The sequence below is a fragment of the Streptomyces sp. NPDC005863 genome (genome assembly GCF_042871345.1).
Lineage (GTDB): Bacteria > Actinomycetota > Actinomycetes > Streptomycetales > Streptomycetaceae > Streptomyces.
On record NZ_JBIAII010000003.1, the window covers coordinates 713,275 to 733,709 of the forward strand.

At 71.7% G+C, this 20,435-nt stretch carries 12 protein-coding genes; 4 read left to right on the plus strand and 8 right to left on the minus strand.

From position 1 onward, the window contains the following. Positions 1-536 precede the first annotated feature (536 nt). Both hemW and ACFYO9_RS15530 read right to left on the minus strand, forming a co-directional pair. Complete coding sequence (hemW, locus tag ACFYO9_RS15525) at positions 537-1,769, minus strand: radical SAM family heme chaperone HemW (protein ID WP_355808394.1); 1,233 nt, start codon at positions 1,767-1,769, stop codon at positions 537-539. Between the two features lie 40 nt (positions 1,770-1,809). Then, positions 1,810-3,726, minus strand: a complete 1,917-nt coding sequence (locus ACFYO9_RS15530; protein WP_388666322.1) for a SpoIIE family protein phosphatase — start codon at positions 3,724-3,726, stop codon at positions 1,810-1,812. A 219-nt stretch (positions 3,727-3,945) separates the two neighbouring features. On the opposite strand from ACFYO9_RS15530, the gene ACFYO9_RS15535 reads away from it, so the two are divergent. Both ACFYO9_RS15535 and ACFYO9_RS15540 read left to right on the plus strand, forming a co-directional pair. Continuing rightward, positions 3,946-8,043: a HAMP domain-containing protein gene (locus ACFYO9_RS15535; RefSeq protein WP_355809015.1), complete on the plus strand. Its 4,098-nt coding sequence runs from the start codon at positions 3,946-3,948 to the stop codon at positions 8,041-8,043. 12 nt (positions 8,044-8,055) lie between these two features. After that, the gene (locus ACFYO9_RS15540) at positions 8,056-8,640 is read left to right on the plus strand and encodes a response regulator (RefSeq protein WP_355808391.1); all 585 of its coding nucleotides are present in this window, start codon (positions 8,056-8,058) and stop codon (positions 8,638-8,640) included. Between the two features lie 47 nt (positions 8,641-8,687). Here the strand turns inward: ACFYO9_RS15540 and ACFYO9_RS15545 are convergent, their stop codons facing one another. Together ACFYO9_RS15545 and lepA are read right to left on the minus strand one after the other, a co-directional pair. Continuing rightward, positions 8,688-10,577, minus strand: coding sequence for a long-chain fatty acid--CoA ligase (locus ACFYO9_RS15545; RefSeq protein ID WP_358775950.1), 1,890 nt, complete (start codon positions 10,575-10,577; stop codon positions 8,688-8,690). 260 nt (positions 10,578-10,837) lie between these two features. Further along, positions 10,838-12,709 carry a translation elongation factor 4 gene (gene lepA, locus ACFYO9_RS15550; RefSeq protein WP_355808385.1) on the minus strand — a complete coding sequence of 624 codons (1,872 nt, stop codon included), beginning with the start codon at positions 12,707-12,709 and terminating at the stop codon, positions 10,838-10,840. A gap of 281 nt (positions 12,710-12,990) precedes the next feature. Here lepA and rpsT point away from each other — a divergent pair, with 281 nt between their 5' ends. Beyond that, positions 12,991-13,257, plus strand: coding sequence for a 30S ribosomal protein S20 (gene rpsT, locus ACFYO9_RS15555; protein WP_355808382.1), 267 nt, complete (start codon positions 12,991-12,993; stop codon positions 13,255-13,257). A 555-nt stretch (positions 13,258-13,812) separates the two neighbouring features. On the opposite strand, the gene holA is transcribed toward rpsT, so the two are convergent. Next, positions 13,813-14,799, minus strand: a complete 987-nt coding sequence (holA, locus tag ACFYO9_RS15560; protein ID WP_355808379.1) for a DNA polymerase III subunit delta — start codon at positions 14,797-14,799, stop codon at positions 13,813-13,815. 62 nt (positions 14,800-14,861) lie between these two features. Between holA and ACFYO9_RS15565 the strand changes: the two genes are divergently transcribed. Continuing rightward, complete coding sequence (locus tag ACFYO9_RS15565) at positions 14,862-15,107, plus strand: hypothetical protein (RefSeq protein WP_358775952.1); 246 nt, start codon at positions 14,862-14,864, stop codon at positions 15,105-15,107. Between the two features lie 105 nt (positions 15,108-15,212). Here the strand turns inward: ACFYO9_RS15565 and ACFYO9_RS15570 are convergent, their stop codons facing one another. From ACFYO9_RS15570 to ACFYO9_RS15580, 3 genes are all read right to left on the minus strand, one after another. Continuing rightward, a complete protein-coding gene (locus ACFYO9_RS15570; protein WP_355809012.1) occupies positions 15,213-16,094 on the minus strand; it encodes a YceI family protein in 882 nt (293 codons plus the stop codon). 307 nt (positions 16,095-16,401) lie between these two features. After that, the gene (locus tag ACFYO9_RS15575; protein ID WP_358775954.1) at positions 16,402-19,071 is read right to left on the minus strand and encodes a ComEC/Rec2 family competence protein; all 2,670 of its coding nucleotides are present in this window, start codon (positions 19,069-19,071) and stop codon (positions 16,402-16,404) included. Then, positions 19,068-20,327, minus strand: coding sequence for a helix-hairpin-helix domain-containing protein (locus tag ACFYO9_RS15580; protein ID WP_388666325.1), 1,260 nt, complete (start codon positions 20,325-20,327; stop codon positions 19,068-19,070). Before ACFYO9_RS15580 ends, ACFYO9_RS15575 begins: the two co-directional genes overlap by 4 nt. Between the last annotated feature and the right edge of the window lie 108 nt (positions 20,328-20,435).

A 20,435-nucleotide genomic window follows, 5' to 3' on the forward strand; every position in this document is an offset into this window, starting at 1 on the left:
CAACCGAACCCCCCGACGCGAAAACCCACCCCCCCCGGCCCCCACTCCAACCGGACGTCGCGGTGAATCCACCCACCACGGCCCACTCCAACCGGACGTCGCGAAGTGACCCCACCCACCCGAGCCCCACTCCAGCCAGACATCGCGACGCGAAAACCCACCCACCCGGTGCCCCCACCCCAACCGGACGTCGCGGCGAAAGCCCACCCACCCGGGCCTACTCCAGCCGAGCGGCACGAGGTGACCCCACCCACCCCAACCGAACCCCGCGACCCGAAAACCCACCCACCCAGCCCCCACTCCAGCCGCACAGCGCGAGGTGGGTTCACCCACCCGCCCCTACTCCAACCATGCGGCGCGGGGTAAACGGGTGGGTGGGTGGGGAACATCCGCCGCGGAGCGGCGGGGCTGTTTGTGCCGTCAGAGGGGGGTCGGGGGAGCCCACCCCCGCCTGGGCCCGGCGCGGAGCGGCGGGGGCCCCACCCGCCCCGGCGCCGGGCGCCGGATCGAGGGTGCGGGAGGCCCAGGGGCCAGGGTCAGTCCACCAGGTCCCGTACCACCGCATCCGCCAGCAGGCGGCCCCGCAGGGTGAGGACCGCGCGGCCCTCCGCGTACGGGGTGCGTTCCAGGAGGCCCTCCTCCAGCGCCCGGCGCGAGGCCGAGAGCCCCTCCTCCCTGAGGAGCGACAGCGGGCAGCCGTCGCGCAGCCTGAGCTCGAGGAGGATGCGTTCCACTCGTCGGTCCTCCGCGGAGAGGAGTTCTCGCCCGGCTCCGGGCGACCCACCCCCCGCCAGCGCCCCCGCGTACGCCCCGGGATGCTTGACGTTCCACCACCGCACGCCCCCCACGTGGCTGTGCGCCCCCGGCCCGGCCCCCCACCAGTCCGCACCCCGCCAGTACAGCTCGTTGTGCAGGCAGCGGCCCGCCTCGGACGTGGCCCAGTTGGACACCTCGTACCAGGAGAAGCCCGCGCCCCCGAGCACCTCGTCGGCGATCAGGTACCGGTCCGCGTGCACGTCGTCGTCGGTCATCGGCACCTCCCCGCGCCGGATCCGCCGCGCCAGCTGCGTGCCCTCCTCCACGATCAGCGCGTAGGCGCTCACGTGGTCCGGGCCCGCGCCGATCGCCGCGTCGAGCGAGGCGCGCCAGTCGTCGTCGGTCTCCCCCGGCGTGCCGTAGATCAGGTCGAGGTTCACGTGCTCGAAGCCCGCCGCCCGCGCCTCGGCCACGCACGCCTCGGGCCGCCCCGGCGTGTGCGTGCGGTCGAGGATCTTCAGGACGTGCTGCTTCGCGCTCTGCATGCCGAAGGAGATCCGGTTGAAGCCGCCCTCCCGCAGCTCCGCCAGGTACGCCGCGTCGACCGACTCGGGGTTCGCCTCCGTGGTGATCTCCGCGTCGTCCGCGAGCCCGAACTCGTCCCGTACGGCACCCAGCATCCGTACGAGATCGCCCGCGGCGAGCAGCGTCGGCGTACCGCCCCCGACGAAGACGGTGCGGACCGGCCGCGGGTCGTCGCCGAGGACCTTGCGGGCGAGCCGCACCTCGTCGGTCAGGGTGTCCGCGTAGTTGTCGCGGGAGGCGAGCACTCCGCCGGAGCCGCGCAGCTCGGTCGCGGTGTAGGTGTTGAAGTCGCAGTAGCCGCAGCGCGTGGCGCAGTACGGGACGTGCAGGTAGAAGCCGAGGGGGCGGGAGGCCGCGCCGGCCAGGGCGGACGCGGGGAGCGACCCGTCCTCGGGCATGGGCTCGCCGTCGGGCAGTGCGGAAGGCATACCTTCGATTGTCCCGCACGGCGGGCGGCCGCCGTTCCGCTCACCCCGCCCGCAGCACCAGCAGCGCCAGGTCGTCGTCCGGCGGCCGGTCGGAGAACTCGTGCACGAGCCGCCGGATCCGCTCCGCCACCAGCACCGCGTCGAGCCCCGCGCAGCCGGCCAGCGCCTGTGCCAGGCCGTTGTCGTCGTCGAACAGGAGCCCTCCCGAGCGCCGCTCGGTCACCCCGTCCGTGACGCACAGGAGCGTCTCGCCGGCCCGCAGCTCGAAGGTCCCGCTCGTGTACGTCTCGTCGTCGAGCACCCCGAGCAGCATCTGCGGGGTGGCCGCCTCCCGCACCTCGCCGTCGGGCGACATGAGCAGCGGCAACGGATGCCCGGCGCACGCGATGGTGCAGCGCACGCCCCCTTCGTACGGAACGAGCTCCCCGTACAGGAGCGAGAGGAAGCGCGAGGTGGGCCCGTCCGGGGAGACGCCCTGGCCGCCCGCCACCGCGACGACCGCCGCCGCCGCGTCCGCCGCCTCCGTCGCGTCGTCCAGGAGCAGCTGGTTGAGCCGGTCCATGACCTCCGCGACCTGGTAGCCCTCGCGGGCGAGCAGCCGCAGCCAGGGGCGGGCGAGGCCGATGACGACGGCCGCCTCGGGGCCCTTGCCCTGCACGTCGCCGAGGGCGAAGCACCAGCGGCCCTCGCCCGCCTGGAACACGTCGTAGAAGTCGCCGCCGGGGCCGCCCTTGTCGCGCGGTTCGTAGACCACGCCGCTCTCCACGCCGGGGATCTCCGCGACCTTGCTGGGCAGCAGCCCGCGTTGCAGCACCTGGCTGATGTTGGCCTGGCGCTGGTAGCGGCGCGCGGTGCTGATGGCGAGCGCCACGCGGCGGGCGAAGTCCTCGATGAGGCCGGTGACCTCGTCGGCGAACCGGACGAGCCCCGCCCGGCCGATCACGAGCGTGCCCAGCGCGCGGCCGCCCGCGACCAGGCGGTAGGCCAGCGCCGCGCCCGCGGTCCCGCCGGGCAGGACCTCGCCGGGCCAGGGCACGGGGAAGGCGCTGGAGCCCGCCGCCTCGGGCAGCCGGGGCGGCTCCTTCTCCAGGACGCGGCGCAGCTCCTCCATGCGGTGTTCGCTGCTGTGCCAGACGCGGGCGAGCCGCGCCCCGGACGCCCCGGTCGCCGCATGCCCCGCGCCTTCCGACGCGTCCTCCAGCCACACCGCGCACCAGTCCGCGAGCCGCGGCACGAGCAGCTGTCCGGCGAGGGCGGCCACCAGGTTCTCGTCGAACTGGCCGGCCAGCAGGTCGGACGCCTCGGCGAGGAAGGTGAGCGCGCCGCGGTTGACCCACTCCGTGTCGTGCGGGGCGTGCTTGGGCAGCGGCGCGAGGATCTCGGCGGCGCGCAGTCCGCGCTGCAGCGCCTGCTCGCTCGCGTACGACTCGATCTCGTGGACGGCCTCGACGCCGTCGAGGGGCAGCCGGGCCCAGACGGTCTTGGTGCCCGCGCGGTAGGTGATGCCCCAGGACTCGGAGAGCGTCGCGACGAGTTGCAGACCGCGCCCGTACTCGGGGGTGCCGGGCGGCTGGGGGCGCTGCTCGCTGCGCACGGCGCGGGAGGGGTGGTGGTCGGAGACCTCGATGACGAGGGTCTCCGTGCTCTCGCCCGGCACCGCGTCGTCGAGACGGCAGAGCAGTTCGACGGCGGTGCCCGCGTGCACGACGGCGTTCGTCACCAACTCGCTGACCAGCAGCACCGAGTCGTCGGCGAGGCGGTCGGTGAAACCCCTGGCGGCGGGCAGGCCGAGCTCGGTCCAGTCGGCGAGCGCCGCTCGTACGAACTTGCGTGCGGCGGCCGGCGCGAGAGGGTTCCCGGGCAGCGACGTACGCACCACCATCGGCGGTCCGGCACGACCCGGCGCCAGGGCGGAGGAACGATATTCGGTCTCCCGTTGCATCGGAATGGACCCCACGGTTCGGCTCCTGAGCAGTTCGGGCGATTACGCCTCAGGCAACACCGACAGGGTGACAGACTGACCATGCCCATAAGCACCGAGTCACTGAAGTGGGCCGTTATGAGTGAGAACAGTGCTATGCCTGCGCTGAGGGAAGACCGCGTCACGGTCCCCGCGCAGAGCGTCGGATCCGGTCCGGATTCAGCCATGTGTCAGCTGCGCCCGCTTCTCGCCGCCATGCGCGCCGCGCGGGACGGGGACTTCACCAAGGTCGACCCGGTCGGCGACGGCATCACCGCCGAGCTGTACGCGACCTTCAACGAGATGCTCGACCGTTCGCTGCACTTCGACGGCGAACTCGTGCGCGTGCGGCGGGAGATCATACGCCACGGCCGGCTCGACGAGCGGTTCGCCGCGAGCCCGGGCCAGGGCCGGTGGGCGGCGCGCGTGTCGGAGGTCAACACCCTGCTCGACGCGCTGGTCGCCCCGGCGGCGAACGCGACGCGCGTACTGAACGCGGTGGCGGGCGGCGACCTCACCCAGCGCGTCGACCTGCACGACGGCACCCGGGAGCTGCGGGGCGATCTGCGCCGCTTGGGCCGCGCCGTCAACACGATGGTCGATCAGCTGTCCCTCTTCACGGGGGAAGTCACCCGGGTCGCCCGCGAGGTCGGCACGGAGGGGCGGCTCGGCGGGCGGGCCAAGGTGCGCGGGCTCTCCGGCAGTTGGCGGGACGTCACCGAGGCCGTCAACACGATGGCGTCCCGGCTCACCGCCCAGGTGCGCGACATCGCCCTGGTCACCACGGCGGTGGCGCAGGGCGACCTGACCCGTACGGTCACCGTCGAGGCCACCGGCGAGCTCCTCGAACTGAAGCTGACCGTCAACACCATGGTGGAGCAGCTCTCCGCGTTCGCCGCGGAGGTGACCCGGGTGGCCCGCGAGGTGGGTACGGAGGGGCAGCTGGGCGGCCGCGCGCAGGCGCGCGGGGTGTCGGGCGTGTGGAAGGACCTCACCGACAACGTCAACTTCATGGCGTCGAACCTCACCTCGCAGGTCCGCAACATCGCCCAGGTGACGACCGCCGTGGCCAACGGCGACCTGAGCCAGAAGATCACCGTCGACGCCCGGGGGGAGATCCTGGAGCTGAAGTCGACGGTGAACACGATGGTGGACCAGCTGTCCGCCTTCGCCGACGAGGTCACCCGCGTGGCGCGCGAGGTCGGCACCGAGGGGAATCTCGGCGGCCGCGCGCAGGTGCGGGGCGTGTCCGGGGTCTGGAAGGACCTCACGGACAACGTCAACTTCATGGCGGACAACCTCACCTCGCAGGTGCGGAACATCGCGCTCGTCTCGACGGCCGTCGCCCAGGGCGACCTCGGCAAGAAGATCACGGTCGAGGCGAAGGGCGAGATCCTGGAGCTGAAGTCGACGATCAACACGATGGTCGACCAGCTGTCCGCCTTCGCCGACGAGGTCACCCGCGTGGCCCGCGAGGTCGGCACCGAGGGCAACCTCGGCGGCCAGGCCCAGGTCCGCGGGGTCTCGGGCGTGTGGAAGGACCTCACCGACAACGTCAACTTCATGGCGTCGAACCTGACCTCTCAGGTCCGCAACATCGCCCAGGTCACCACGGCCGTCGCCAACGGCGACCTGTCCAAGATGATCACGGTCACCGCGCGCGGCGAGATCCTGGAGCTGAAGGACACCGTCAACACGATGGTGGAGCAGCTGCGCGCCTTCGCCGACGAGGTCACCCGGGTGGCCCGCGAGGTCGGCACGGACGGCCGGCTCGGCGGCCGCGCGCAGGTCCTCGGCGTATCGGGCGTGTGGAAGGACCTCACCGACAACGTCAACTACATGGCGGACAACCTCACCGGCCAGGTCCGCAACATCGCGCAGGTCGCGACCGCGGTGGCGCAGGGCGACCTGTCCAAGAAGATCGACGTGGACGCGCGCGGCGAGATCCTGGAGCTGAAGACCACCATCAACACCATGGTGGACACGCTCTCCTCGTTCTCCTCCGAGGTCACCCGGGTGGCGCGCGAGGTCGGCTCGGAGGGCCAGCTGGGCGGCCAGGCCCGGGTCGAGGGCGTGTACGGCACCTGGAAGCGCCTGACGACGAACGTGAACGAGCTCGCGCTGAACCTCACCACCCAGGTCCGCGCCATCGCCGAGGTCGCCTCCGCGGTGGCCCAGGGCGACATGACGCGCGCCATCACCGTCGAGACGCGCGGCGAGGTCACCGACCTCAAGGACAACATCAACCTCATGGTCTCCAACCTCCGCGAGACCACCCGCGCCAAGGACTGGCTGGAGTCCAACCTCGCCCGCCTGGCCGGTCTGATGCAGGGCCACCGCGACCTGATGGAGGTCGCCGACCTGATCCTGCGCGAGCTGACCCCGCTGGTGAACGCGCAGTACGGCGCCTTCTTCCTCGCCGACCCGGACACCGCGGAGACCCCGGCGCCCACCCAGGTCACCGCCAAGGGCCTCGCGTTCATCGCCGGGTACGGCGCGGCGCAGGGCTCGGTCGTCGACACCGGCGGGATGCCCGCGCAGGGGCTGGTGCGCCAGGCGGCGCTGGAGAAGAAGCGGATCCTCGTCGAGGAGGTGCCGCCCGAGTACATCAAGATCCATTCGGGGCTCGGGGACGCGGCGCCCGCCACGGTCGTCATCATCCCGATCCTCTTCGAGGACAAGCTGCTCGGCGTCATCGAGTTGGCGACGTTCTCCCGCTTCTCCGACGTCCACCTGGCCTTCTTCGACCAGTTCGTGAACACCATCGGCGTCGCGATCAACACCATCATCGCCAACTCCCGTACGGAGTCGCTGCTCGGCGAGTCGCAGCGGCTCGCCATCCAGCTCCAGGAGCGCTCGGACGAACTGCAGCGCCAGCAGGCGGAGTTGCGCCGCTCCAACGCCGAACTGGAGGAGAAGGCCGCGCTGCTCGCCACCAGCTCCCAGTACAAGTCGGAGTTCCTGGCGAACATGTCGCACGAGCTGCGCACCCCGCTCAACTCCCTGCTCATCCTGGCCCGGCTGCTCTCCGACAACCCCGACAACCACCTCTCCGACCAGGAGGTGCAGTTCGCGACGACCATCCACCGCTCGGGCTCGGACCTGCTGCAGCTCATCAACGACATCCTGGACCTGTCGAAGATCGAGGCGGGCCGGATGGACGTACGGCCCAAGAAGCTCCCGCTCATCAAGGTCCTCGACTACGTCCACGCGACGTTCCGCCCGCTCACCCTCGACCGCGGCCTCGCCTTCGACGTGTCGGTGGGCGAGGACGTGCCGCGCGAGATGTTCTCCGACGAGCAGCGCCTGCAGCAGATCCTGCGCAACCTCCTGTCCAACGCGGTGAAGTTCACCTCGGCCGGCAGCGTCGAGCTACGGGTCAGCCGGGTCAAGGAGAGCGCCGGCGACCGGATGCTGCACGACAACGACGACCTGCTCTGCTTCGCGGTCAGCGACACCGGGATCGGTATCCCCGCCGAGCAACTCCCGGTGATCTTCGAGGCGTTCCAGCAGGCCGACGGCACCACCAACCGCAAGTACGGCGGCACCGGCCTCGGCCTCTCCATCAGCCGGGAGATCGCGGGCCTGCTCGGCGGGCGCATCACCGCGGAGAGCCGCCCCGGCCGCGGTTCGACCTTCTCGCTGTACGTGCCGGTGGTGCACCCGGGCCACGGCGCGGCCGCCATCGCGTACGCGGCCTCGCACACCCAGCTCCTGCCCGAGCCGGTGGAAGAGGCCGTCCAGCGCCCGCACAGCACGCTGGAGCCGGACGACAGCTGGCCCACCCCGACCAAGCTGGAGGAGTGGCGGGAAGGGCGCCCGGGCCGCATACTCCCGGGCCGCAGAGTCCTCATCGTCGACGACGACATCCGCAACGTCTTCGCGCTCACGCATGTGCTCAGCCGCGTCGGCATGCCCGTCCTGTACGCGGAGAACGGCCGCGAGGGCATCGAGACGCTGGAGCGCAACCCGGACGTCGACCTCGTCCTGATGGACATCATGATGCCGGAGATGGACGGCTACGAGACGATGGCCGCGATCCGCCGCAGCCCCCGCTGGCAGGGCCTGCCCATCGTGGCCCTCACCGCCAAGGCGATGCCCGGCGACCGCGAGAAGGCCATCGCGCAGGGCGCCACCGACTACGTACCGAAACCCGTGGACGTGGACCAGCTCCTCGGTGTCGTCTGCGCCCTCCTGGACCCCGAGGGCGCGGCCGGCGACACCGGGGAGGCCATCTCCCCCGACCCAGCATCCACCGCCGCGGAACAGCCGTGCGCACCGAAGGGGCAGGCTGTTCCGCCGGCACCCCAGTGAGGCACCGTCACCATGAGCGCTGAGGCCACGACCGACAACCGCGCGAGCATCCTCCTCGTCGACGACATGGAGGACAATTTGATGGCACTCGAAGCTGTCCTCGGATCCCTGAACGAGCCCTTGGTCCGGGCCCGTTCCGGCGAGGAGGCCATGAAGGCGATCCTGCGCCAGCGATTCGCCGTGATCCTGCTCGACGTCCGCATGCCCGGCATGGACGGCTTCGAGACCGCGTCGAACATCAAGCGGCTCGACCAGACGAAGGACGTGCCCATCATCTTCCTGACGGGCACCGACAACGACGCGGGCTACGCCTTCCGCGGTTACGCGACGGGCGCCGCCGACTACCTCACCAAGCCCTTCGACCCGTGGGTGCTGCGCGCCAAGGTCACCGTCTTCCTCGAACTGCACCGCAAAAACCGGCAGTTGGAGCGGATCCTGGCCAGGGAGCAGCGTCAGTTCGACGAGCTGGCCGCCCGTCTGACGGCCATCGAGACCCATATGGCGGCCAGCAGCCTCAAGGACGTCCTCGAACTGCGCCGCCACGTCACGCACATGGAGGAGCTGGTGCAGGAGATGCGCCGCGGGCGGGACGTCTAGACGGCACCACGTCCCGCCCGCGGGCGGCGCGGGCTCACCCGGCGGGCTCAGGCCTCGCGCGACCCCGCGTACATCTCGTCGATGAGGTGGCGGTACTCCCGCTCGACGACCGGGCGCTTGAGCTTCAGGCTGGGCGTGAGCTCGCCGTGCTCGACGTCGAGGTCGCGCGGAAGCAGCCGGAACTTCTTGATGGTCTGCCAGCGCTGCAGGCCTTCGTTGAGCTCCTTCACATAACCCTCGACGAGGGCGACCGTGGCCGGGGCCGCGCACACCTCGGCGTACGACTTGCCCTCCAGGCCGTTCTCCTTGGCCCAGTCGAGGATGGCGGGCTCGTCGAGGGAGATGAGCGCGGTGCAGAAGTTCCGGTCGGCGCCGTGCACCAGGATGTTGGAGACGTACGGACAGACGCCCTTGAACTGGCCCTCGACCTCGGCGGGCGCGATGTACTTGCCGCCGGACGTCTTGATCAGGTCCTTCTTGCGGTCGGTGATCCGCAGATAGCCGTCGACGGACAGCTCGCCGATGTCCCCGGTGTGGAACCAGCCGTCGGACTCCAGGACCTCGGCCGTCTTGTCCGGCAGACCGTGGTAGCCCTGCATGATGCCGGGGCCGCGCAGCAGGATCTCGCCGTCGTCGGCGATCCGCACCTCGGTGCCGGGCAGCGGCTTGCCGACCGTGCCGGTGCGGTAGGCCTCGCCCGGGTTCACGAAGGAGGCCGCGGAGGACTCCGTCAGGCCGTACCCCTCCAGGATGTGGATGCCGGCGCCGGCGAAGAAGTAGCCGATCTCGGGCGCGAGCGCGGCGGAGCCGGAGACGGCGGCGCGCAGCCGCCCGCCGAAGGCCTCGCGCAGCTTGGAGTAGACGAGCGCGTCGGCGGCCTTGTGCTTGGCGCGCAGCGCGAAGGGCACCGAGGGCGTGCCCGTCCTGCGGAAGTTGTCCTGGCTGGTCTTCGCGTACTCGCGGGAGACCTCGGCGGCCCACTGGAAGATCTTGTACTTGGCCGCGCCGCCGGCCCGCGCCTTGGCGGCCACGCCGTTGTAGACCTTCTCGAAGATGCGGGGCACGGCGGCCATGTACGTCGGCTGCACGACCGGCAGATTCTCGATGATCTTGTCGACCCGGCCGTCGACGGCGGTGATGTGGCCGAGCTCGATCTGCCCGGAGGTCAGCACCTTGCCGAAGACGTGGGCGAGCGGCAGCCACAGGTACTGCACGTCGTCGGGGCCGAGCAGGCCGGTCGAGGCGATGGCCTTGGCCATGTACGACCAGTTGTCGTGCGGCAGGCGCACGCCCTTGGGCTTGCCGGTGGTGCCGGAGGTGTAGATGAGCGTGGCGAGCTGGTCGGCGGTGATCGCCGCGATGCGCTCCTTGACCAGGCCCGGGTTCTTCTCCAGGTGCGCCGCGCCGCGCGCCTCCAGGTCGGCGAGGGTCAGCACCCAGCCATCGGGGTCACCGTCGACAGGCTCCGCGCCCGCCGCGTCGAGCACGACGACGTGCCGCAGCTCGGGCAGCTCGGCGCGCTTCTCGCGGGCCTTGGCGAGCTGTGCGGCGTCCTCGGCGACCAGCACCCGGCTGCCGGAGTCGGCGAGGATGAACGCCGACTCCCCGGCGTTGGTCTGCGGGTAGATCGTCGTGGTGGCGGCGCCGGCGCACATGATGCCGAGGTCGGCGAGGATCCACTCGACGCGGGTGGAGGAGGCGAGGGCGACCCGGTCCTCGGCCCGCAGACCGAGCTCGATCAGGCCCGCCGCGATGGCGTGCACACGGTCGGCGGCCTGCGCCCAGCTGAGCGCCTTCCACTCGTCGGGCCCCTCACCGGAGGACGCCGGGACGGGATAGCGGTAGGCCTCGGCGTCCGGCGTGGCCGCCACGCGCTCCAGGAAGAGGTGCGCCACGGAGGGCGGTCGGTTCTCGATCAAGGTCTGTGTGTCGCTCACGACATCCTCCGGGCCCACGACAGTGCGGCGAACTGGCTGGCGGCTGGCTTCTTACATCCCTCAGGGCTACTTGTTTAACTTGCGAGTAACCTACGAGTGGTGATCAGAGTAGAGCCCGGACGCCCGACGCGTAAGGGGCTACTGGATGTCACTTCCCACAGACACACATACGGAACGAGCAGGCCCGCCGGAACGTGCCGCGGGCCCGGTGCGCATGTGCACCGGGCCCGCGTGGCAGCGCCTCGACCGCGCCCCGACGACTACTTCTTGGCCTTGCCGCCGCCGCTGTCGTCGCTGGAGAGCACCGCGATGAAGGCTTCCTGCGGCACCTCGACGGAGCCGACCATCTTCATCCGCTTCTTGCCCTCCTTCTGCTTCTCCAGCAGCTTCCGCTTACGGGAGATGTCACCGCCGTAGCACTTGGCGAGGACGTCCTTGCGGATGGCGCGGATGGTCTCGCGGGCGATGACCCGGGAGCCAATCGCGGCCTGGACGGGCACCTCGAAGGCCTGCCGCGGGATGAGCTCGCGCAGCTTGGCGACGAGCCGCACGCCGTACGCGTACGCCTGGTCCTTGTGCGTGACCGCGGAGAACGCGTCGACCTTGTCGCCGTGCAGCAGGATGTCGACCTTGACGAGCTGCGCGGACTGCTCGCCCGTGGGCTCGTAGTCCAGCGAGGCGTAACCGCGGGTCTTGGACTTCAGCTGGTCGAAGAAGTCGAAGACGATCTCGGCGAGCGGCAGCGTGTAGCGGATCTCGACGCGGTCCTCGGAGAGGTAGTCCATGCCGAGCAGGACGCCGCGCCGGTTCTGGCACAGCTCCATGATCGAGCCGATGAACTCGCTGGGCGCGAGGATCGTGGCGCGCACGACCGGCTCGTACACCTCGTCGATCTTGCCCTCGGGGAATTCACTCGGGTTGGTGACCGTGTGCTCGGTGCCGTCCTCCATGATCACGCGGTAGACCACGTTGGGGGCGGTGGCGATCAGGTCGAGCCCGAACTCGCGCTCCAGGCGCTCGCGGATCACGTCGAGGTGAAGGAGGCCCAGGAAGCCGACGCGGAAGCCGAAGCCGAGCGCGGCCGACGTCTCCGGCTCGTAGACCAGCGCGGCGTCGTTGAGCTGCAGCTTGTCCAGGGCCTCGCGCAGGTCCGGGTAGTCCGAGCCGTCCAGCGGATACAGGCCCGAGAAGACCATCGGCCTCGGGTCCTTGTAGCCGCCCAGCGCCTCGGTCGCACCCTTGTTCAGGGAGGTGATCGTGTCACCGACCTTGGACTGCCGCACGTCCTTCACGCCGGTGATGATGTAGCCCACCTCGCCGACGCCGATGCCGTCGGCCGGGGTCATCTCCGGCGAGGAGACGCCGATCTCCAGGAGCTCGTGCGTGGCGCCGGTGGACATCATCCGGATCCGCTCGCGCTTGTTCAGCTGGCCGTCGACGACACGTACGTACGTCACGACGCCGCGGTAGGAGTCGTAGACCGAGTCGAAGATCATCGCACGGGCGGGGGCGTCCGCGACGCCGACCGGCGGCGGGATCTCGGCGACGACCTTGTCGAGCAGCGCCTCGACGCCCATGCCGGTCTTGGCGGAGACCTTCAGCACGTCCTCCGGCTCGCAGCCGATGAGGTTGGCGAGCTCCTCGGAGAACTTCTCCGGCTGGGCGGCCGGCAGGTCGATCTTGTTCAGTACGGGGACGATCTTGAGGTCGTTCTCCATCGCCAGGTAGAGGTTGGCGAGAGTCTGCGCCTCGATGCCCTGGGCCGCGTCGACCAGGAGGACCGTGCCCTCACAGGCCGCGAGCGAACGTGAGACTTCATACGTGAAGTCCACGTGGCCCGGGGTGTCGATCATGTTGAGGATGTGGGTACTGCCCTGATCCGGCCCCTCGCTCGGGGCCCAGGGCAGCCGCACCGCCTGGGACTTGATCGTGATGCCGCGCTCGCGCTCGATGTCCATGCGGTCGAGGTACTGGGCACGCATCTGCCGCTGCTCCACCACACCGGTGAGCTGCAGCATGCGGTCGGCGAGCGTGGACTTGCCGTGGTCGATGTGCGCGATGATGCAGAAATTGCGAATCAGCGCCGGGTCCGTACGGCTCGGCTCGGGCACATTCTTAGGGGTCGCGGGCACGCAGGGTCCTGTCTCTTGAGGCGCCTGTCGCCTCGGGTCGGATCTATACGTAGCCTCCATCGTCCCATGGGCGGGGCACTGCGCTCGGTTTGGGCCGGTCGGAGCCGGTCGCAGGGGTGCGGCGGGGCCGCGGCGGGGCTCCGGGCCCTCGGTTTGGGCCGGTCGGAGGGCGACTGGTACCGTGGGCAGCTGTGTCTCGTAGCCCTCTCAAGCGTCGAGGCGCGTGTCATAACACTCATCTGCAGTACCTCTGCAGTACCTGAACCTGAAAAGGCTCTTTCGTGGCGAACATCAAGTCCCAGATCAAGCGGATCAAGACCAACGAGAAGGCGCGTCAGCGCAACAAGGCGGTCAAGTCTTCCCTGAAGACCGCGATCCGCAAGGCCCGCGAGGCCGTTGCCGCCGGTGACGCCCAGAAGGCTGCCGAGTTCACGCGTGAGGCCACGCGCCAGCTCGACAAGGCCGTCTCCAAGGGTGTCATCCACAAGAACCAGGCCGCCAACAAGAAGTCGGCGCTTGCGACGAAGGCCGCGACCCTCAAGGGCTGAAGCCTCTGCCCCGGTTCGCCGGGGTGCTGATCAACGCTGATCAATCCTTCCGCGAGGGTAATTCGAGCCCTCTACCTCGAATCGCGGACAGACCAAGCAGTACGCCACGCTGCGACGATGCCCCCGGCCCACTCCGGGGGCATTGCTGTGTCCGGGGGCGGGCCGGGGGTGGGGGCACGCTGGGGCGGGGGCCTTGCTGAGGCCGGGGGTGGGGGCGCGCTGAGGCCGGGGCCTTGCTGAGGCCGGGGCTGCTGGGGCCGGGGCCCGTGCCGGGGCCGGCGGGGCGCTGTTTGTGTTCCGGGGTGTGCCGCTCGGTGCGGGGCGCGCCCGGTGCCGGTCAGGGGCGTCGTGGCTGCGGTCCGGGGTGTGCCGCTCGGCGCGGGGCGCGCACGGTGCCGGTCTCAGGGGCGCGGGGAACTGCGCGACAAGCCACGAGGCAGCCGCAGACGAAATCCCACCCACTCCCGGAGGGCCCCGCACCGGAGGGGGCCCGTGCCGAAGGGGGCCCGTACCGGAGGGGGCCCGCACCTCAAGGTCCCGCCCCCCCCCGCAGGGCTAGCCCCGCCGGGCCCGCGCGGCCCGAGCAATGGCGACGACGGCCTTCTCGAGCGCGTACTCCGGATCGTCCCCGCCCCCCTTGACGCCCGCGTCAGCCGCCGCCACCGCGGTGAGCGCGGCCGCCACCCCGTCCGGGGTCCACCCCCGCATCTGCTGACGCACACGGTCGATCTTCCAGGGCGGCATGCCCAGCTCACGGGCGAGATCGGCAGGGCGCCCCCCTCGCGCGGAGGAGAGCTTGCCGATCGCCCGGACCCCCTGCGCGAGGGCGCTGGTGATCATGACGGGGGCGACCCCGGTCGACAGGGACCACCGCAGGGCCTCCAGCGCCTCCGCGGCCCGGCCCTCGACGGCCCGGTCGGCCACGGTGAAGCTGGAGGCCTCCGCCCGGCCCGTGTAGTACCGCCCGACGACCTCTTCGTCGATCGTGCCCTCGACGTCCGCCACCAGCTGCGACACCGCCGAGGCGAGCTCCCGCAGATCGCTGCCGATGGAGTCGACCAGGGCCTGGCAGGCCTCCGGCGTCGCCGAACGCCCGAGCACCCGGAACTCGCCGCGCACGAACGAGAGCCGGTCCGCCGGCTTGGTCATCTTCGGGCAGGCGACCTCGCGGGCCCCGGCCTTGCGCGCCGCGTCGAGCAGCCCCTTGCCCTTGGCGCCGCCCGCGTGCAGCAGGACGAGCGTGATCTCCTCGACCGGCGCCCCGAGGTACGCCTTGACGTCCTTGACCGAGTCCGCCGACAGATCCTGCGCGCCCCGCACCACGACGACCTTGCGCTCGGCGAAGAGCGACGGGCTGGTCAGTTCGGCGAGGGTGCCGGGCTGCAACTGGTCGGAGGTGAGGTCGCGCACGTCCGTGTCCGCGTCGGCGGCGCGGGCGGCCGCGACCACCTGCTGCACGGCGCGGTCGAGGAGCAGGTCCTCCTGCCCCACGGCGAGCGTGAGGGGAGCGAGCGGATCGTCGTTTGCTGTCTTCCTGGCCATCGCGGTCCAGCATCCCACGCGCCACTGACAGCCCCTCCCGGGCGGTATCGCAGAATGGAGCCGTGACCGACGTACGACATGTCCTGGTACTGCCCGACCGCGACGCCGCGGAAGTGGTGGCCGAAGAGCTCCCCGACCGTTTCGGTGTGGCCGACGAACCCCAGCTCGTCCGCGACGCCCTGGCCGGCGAGGACGACGCCGAGGACGCCCAGTGGCTGGTCGTGGTCGAGGACCCCGACTCCCGGCTCGACCCGACGGCCCTCGACGCCCTGGCCACCGAGCACGAGGGCTGGCTGGAAGCCCCGTAGCGACGCCTCGGCCGGGAGCGCGGTGTCGCGCGGGTGGCGCAGGTCGTGCGGATCGTGCGGGCCACACAGGTCGTGCGGGTCGTGCGGGTCGCGCAGTCGCGACGTTCAGGTCTTCGGGATGATCTGGATGTCCAGGTCGATCGTGATGCTGTGTCCGACGGCCGCGATGCCGCGCGCGAGCATCGTCTGCCAGGTGATCGTGAAGTCGTCACGGTGCAGTTCCGTGGTGGCCCGGCAGGCGACGCGCGTCTCGCCCTCCAGTCCCTTGCCGATCCCGAGATACTCCGCGTCGAGCGTGACCGTCCGCGTCACCCCGTGCAACGTCAGCCCGCCCGATATCGCCCAGCGGCTGCCGCCCTTGTGCACGAAGCGGTCGCTGTAGAACTCCATCGTCGGGAAGCGTCCCACGTCCAGGAAGTCGCCGGACCGCAGGTGGTCGTCGCGCATCTGGACCGCGGTGTCGATGGACGACGCGTCGATGACGACGTGCATCGCGGAGTCCTCCATCCGCTCCCCCACCCGTATCGCGCCCGCGAAGGTGTTGAACCGGCCGCGGATACGGGCGAGCCCGATGTGGCGCGCGGTGAAGCCGACCGCCGAGTGCAGCGGGTCGATCTCCCACTCCCCGGGCTCGGGCAGCGTCGGCGGAGCGGCGACCTGGAGCATGACGTCACCGATGGAGGCGTGTGCGTTCTCCCCCACGGTGGCGCTCGCCCGGTACGGGGTGAACCCGTCCGCCGACACCGCGAGCCGGTAGTCCCCCGCCGGAACGGCCGTCACGAACGAGCCGAACGGATCCGTGCCCCCGCTGACCACCTTGCGCCCCATGGCGTCGCTGACCGCGAACTCCGCGTTCCGCACCGGCTCGTTGACCGGGTCGAGCACCCGGCAACTGAGCACCCCCGCCTTCGACGGCACCGTCAGCGCCGACAAGGGCCCCGTCCGTCCGGCCCGATTCATACGGTTTCCCAGCCAACGGCCGAACACCCTGCGACACATCCCCGCGTTACTTGACAACACCTGCGCACTGCAACGAAAGGGCATTCGATCACCGTTGCGGCTTTAGACGCAACACGGACCCAGATCAAGGGAATGCGGCCGATGCGCTGGAACTGTCGCGTCTACCCCGAATTGCCTGTCTACGATATACGTCTCCCCAGGTCAGGACGGGGTTCCCCGCGGTAGCCCCGCGCGGGCGCCGGCCGCGTTGCCGTGGAGGCGACGTGCTGCGTTGCCGCGGAGGAGCGGTGCCGGGAGGAGCGGAGCCGGGGAGGAACGGTGCCGGGGAGGAGCGTCAGGGCGGCCGCGTCGCCACCTCCAGCCGCGCCCCCGTCCGCGTCCCAGTCCGCGTCCCCGCCCGTTCCCCCGAACGCGCCCCCGACCCCCTCACCGCGATCGCCCCATCCCTGTCCGTGCGCAACACCTCTGCTCCCGCTGCCCGCAGCGCCGCGACCGTCACCGGCGACGGATGCCCGTACGAGTTGTCGGCACCGCAGGAAATCAGCGCCAGCTGCGGCGCCACCCTGCGCAGAAGCTCCGGATCCTGGTGGGCCGAACCGTGATGCGCGACCTTGAGCACGTCGACGGAGCCGAGCCACGCGGCAGCCGGCGAGCGCAACAGAGCCCGTTGGGCCGGCGGTTCGAGATCCCCGAGGAGCAACAGACTCAGCCCACCCGTCCGCACGAGCAGGGCAACACTCGCGTCGTTCGGCCCCTCGGGTCTCGGTCCCTCAGACCTCAGTCCCTCAGGTCCCGGTCCCTCAGGTCTCGGCATCGGCCCCGCAGCCGTGCCTTTGGGTGGGGCAGCGGTGGGGCCGGAGGATGGAGCAGCGGATGGGTCAGTGGACGGACCCGGCGGCCACAGGACCTGCCAGTCCAGGGGGCCCGCCCGGCGCCGCTCCCCCACGACCGCCCGGACCACCGGCACCCGCGCTGCCGCCGCCTGATCCCGTACGAACTCCACCTGCTCCGGCGGCTCCTGGAACCCCGTCGTCTGGATCTCCCCCACCTCTCGCCCTCGCAACACCCCCGGCAGCCCCGCGACATGGTCGGCGTGAAAGTGGGTGAGCAGCACCAGCGGCACCCGAGTGACCCCGAGCGAACGCAGGCACCGGTCGGCCGCGACCGGGTCGGGTCCCGCGTCGACCACCACCCCGGCCCCGTCCCCTGCCTCCAACACCAGGGCGTCTCCCTGCCCCACGTCGCACATCGCCATCCGCCACCCCGGCGGCGGCCAGCCCGCGATCACCCGGGTGACCGGTGGTGGCTGGACGACCACCAGGAAGAGCAGCACGGCGCAGGCCACGATCAGCCACGGATGCCGCACGATCCTGCGCCCCGCCAGGACGAGCGCCACCGTCGCGAGCGCCAACAGGAAGCCGCCACGCCAGCCGTCCGGCCAGTCGACCCCGCTCCCCGGCAGCGCCGCCCCCGTACGGGCGATCTCCGCGATCCACTCGACCGGCCAACTCGCGCACCACGCAAGCGCCTCGGCCACCGGCATCGCGACAGGCGCCGCAGCCAGGGCCGCGAACCCCAGCACCGTGGCCGGCGCCACGGCGAACTCGGCGAGGAGATTGCACGGCACCGCCACCAGACTCACCCGCGCCGCCAGGATGGCGACCACCGGCGCGCACACCGCCTGCGCCGCGGCCGCGGCGGCCAGCGCGTCGGCCCACCGTGACGGCACGCCCCGCCCGCGCAGCGCGTCACCCCAGCGCGGCGCGAGGGTGAGCAGCGCTCCGGTGGCGAGGACGGACAGCAGGAAGCCGTAACTCCGCGCCAGCCACGGGTCGTACAGGACCAGCAGCAGGACCGCCGTGGCCAGCGCGGGAATGAGGGACCTGCGCCGCCCGGTCGCGATGGCGAGAAGCGCGATCAGTCCGCAGGCCGCGGCCCGCAGCACGCTCGGATCGGGTCTGCAGACGATGACGAAGCCGAGGGTGAGCACCCCGCCGAGCAACGCCGTCGTGCGGAGTGGGATGCCCAACTTCGGCGCCAGTCCGCGTCGTTCCACCCGCTGGGCGGTGCCCTGCGGTCCGATGAGCAGGACCAGGACGATCGTGAGGTTCGCCCCGCTGACGGCCAGCAAATGGGTGAGGTCGGTCGCCCGGAAGGCCTGGTCCAGCTCGGCCGGCACGCGCGACGTGTCCCCGATGACGAGTCCGGGGAGCAGCGCGCGGGCATCGGCCGGCAGCCCGTCCGTGGCTTCGCGCAAGCCACCCCGCAACGCCCCGGCCACCCGTTGCGCCCCGGACGGCTCCCCGATCACACGCGGCGCCCGCGCCCCCTCCCCTGACACCCGGAGGACGGCGGCCACCTTGTCCGCTTCCGGCAGGGGCGGGGCCAGCCTCGCCTCCACCCGCAGCCGGGTGGACGGCAGCAGCCCCAGCCAGGCATCGCCGGGCCCGGCCCGTTTCCGCTCCTCCTCTGTGCGTACGACGACCAGTACCGGTGTGCGCGTCTCGGTCGTCGTGCCGTCCGTCTCCGTGACGCGGACGACCTCGGCGTTCAGGACCACGGAAGGCGGCATCGTGTGCGCACTGGCGACTCGGGGCCTGGTGCGCCGGGGGTCGGACGTCACCTGCAACTCGGCTTCCACCCGCGCGTACTCACGTGCCAGCCCGGGGATCGGGCCCCGGCGCAGGTCCGCGCCGTGCAGTGCTGCCGAAGCCGCGGCCCCTGCGGTGCAGAGGAGCACGGCGGCCGCCGAAAGTCTTCCCCATCGCCGCCGGCCCGCGGCCGCGGTCCACGTCACCAGGGTCACCAGGAGAGCGCCGGCTGCCAGGACGCATCCCCCCACGATGCCGATCACCCACCGGGGTGGGGCGTCCAGCAGCAGGGCGGCCGCCCCCCATGCCGCGAGCGCGGGTGGCACAAGCCGGAGGTCGACCGGGCCCTCCTGCCGCGGGTGTGCGGCGCCGAGGCGGTGGCCGGAGGCGAGGTGAACTGCCGCGCGCGTCATGGCCGTACGAGATCCTGGAGATCGGCGAAGCGCCGGTCGCCGATGCCGTTGACCTCGCGGAGCTCCTCGATGGAGCGGAAACCTCCGTGCTCCGCGCGGTAGTCCAGGATGTGCTGCGCCAACACGGGTCCGACGCCCGGCAGTTCGTCGAGCTGCTCTGCCGTCGCCGTGTTCAGGCTGACGGGGCCCGTGGTGGTCGCCCCTCCGACGCCTCCCGCCGCGCCGCTTCCCGCGCCTCCGGACGCCCCGGCTCCCGTGCCGGACCCAGCGACCGGCGCCGGTACGCCCACCGCCACCTGCTCGCCGTCCACGAGGAACCGCGCGCGGTTGAGGCCGTCCGTCTCCGCGCCGGGCTTGACGCCGCCCGCGGCCCGTAGGGCGTCGGCCACCCGGGACCCGGCCGGCAACCGCTGCACACCCGGCCGGCGGACCTTTCCGCTGACGTCCACGACGATCTTGGCGCCGGAACCACCAGGGGGCGTCGACGTCTGTCCTGCCTGACCCGCTTGCGGGGACGGTCCCGGCGCGGGGGCGGGCTCCGCGCCCCGCTCGGAGGCGGTGCGCGCCGCACGGACCACCTCGGGCGGCCGGACCGGCTGGGTCCTGCCCGCCCAAAAGTGCTGAGCCGCGAAGGTCGCCGCGATCACCAGGACGGCGACGAGTGCGATCACACCCCGTCGTTCGAGGCCGCACCGCGCCTGCAGCCACACCGGCAGCCGCTCCCGGACGGCGAGCCCGACCCCGGTCCGCCCGCGCCGCGCGGTCGTCCCCGTGTCTGGAGCGGGCTCCTCCTCGCCCAGCGGCGCTTCCGCCGCCCCGGCTCCCCGCGCCCACCCGGGGGCGAGCTCCGGCGCGGTCTCCCCCTCGCCCCACGGCCTCCGCGCAGGCACCGGCCCCGGCGCCGCAACCGTGGCCGCCCCGTCCAGCCACCGCGCACGCGGCGGCGCCGGTGGTGGCGGCTCGGGCCGCGGCGGCGCTGCTGTCTTCACCTGCGACGGCCCACGCCCCTGCCCGGAGACCGACCGCCCTGAGACCGACCCCTGCCCCTGTCCCAGCCCCAGCCCCTGCCCCTGCCCCTCGGCAAAGAGCCTCTCCGCACGCAGCTTCACCGCCTCCGCGCCCATCGCCCCCGCCGGGGCCCGGCCGCCCCGCACTCGCCCGCGGGGGTGGCGTCGGCTCGTGCGGCCGTCGGACATGGGGCCGCGCCCCGGCCCGCTCGTCGCTGAAACTGTCCTGGTGAGTGATCGAAGTGTCATGCCGACGACGTTAGGCATTACGGGAAAAAGTTGTTGATCTTGGTCAATTCCCGTGGATTACCCAGCAGTTGTGGATAACTCCGTCACCCGCGAGTGTGAACCGCGCCC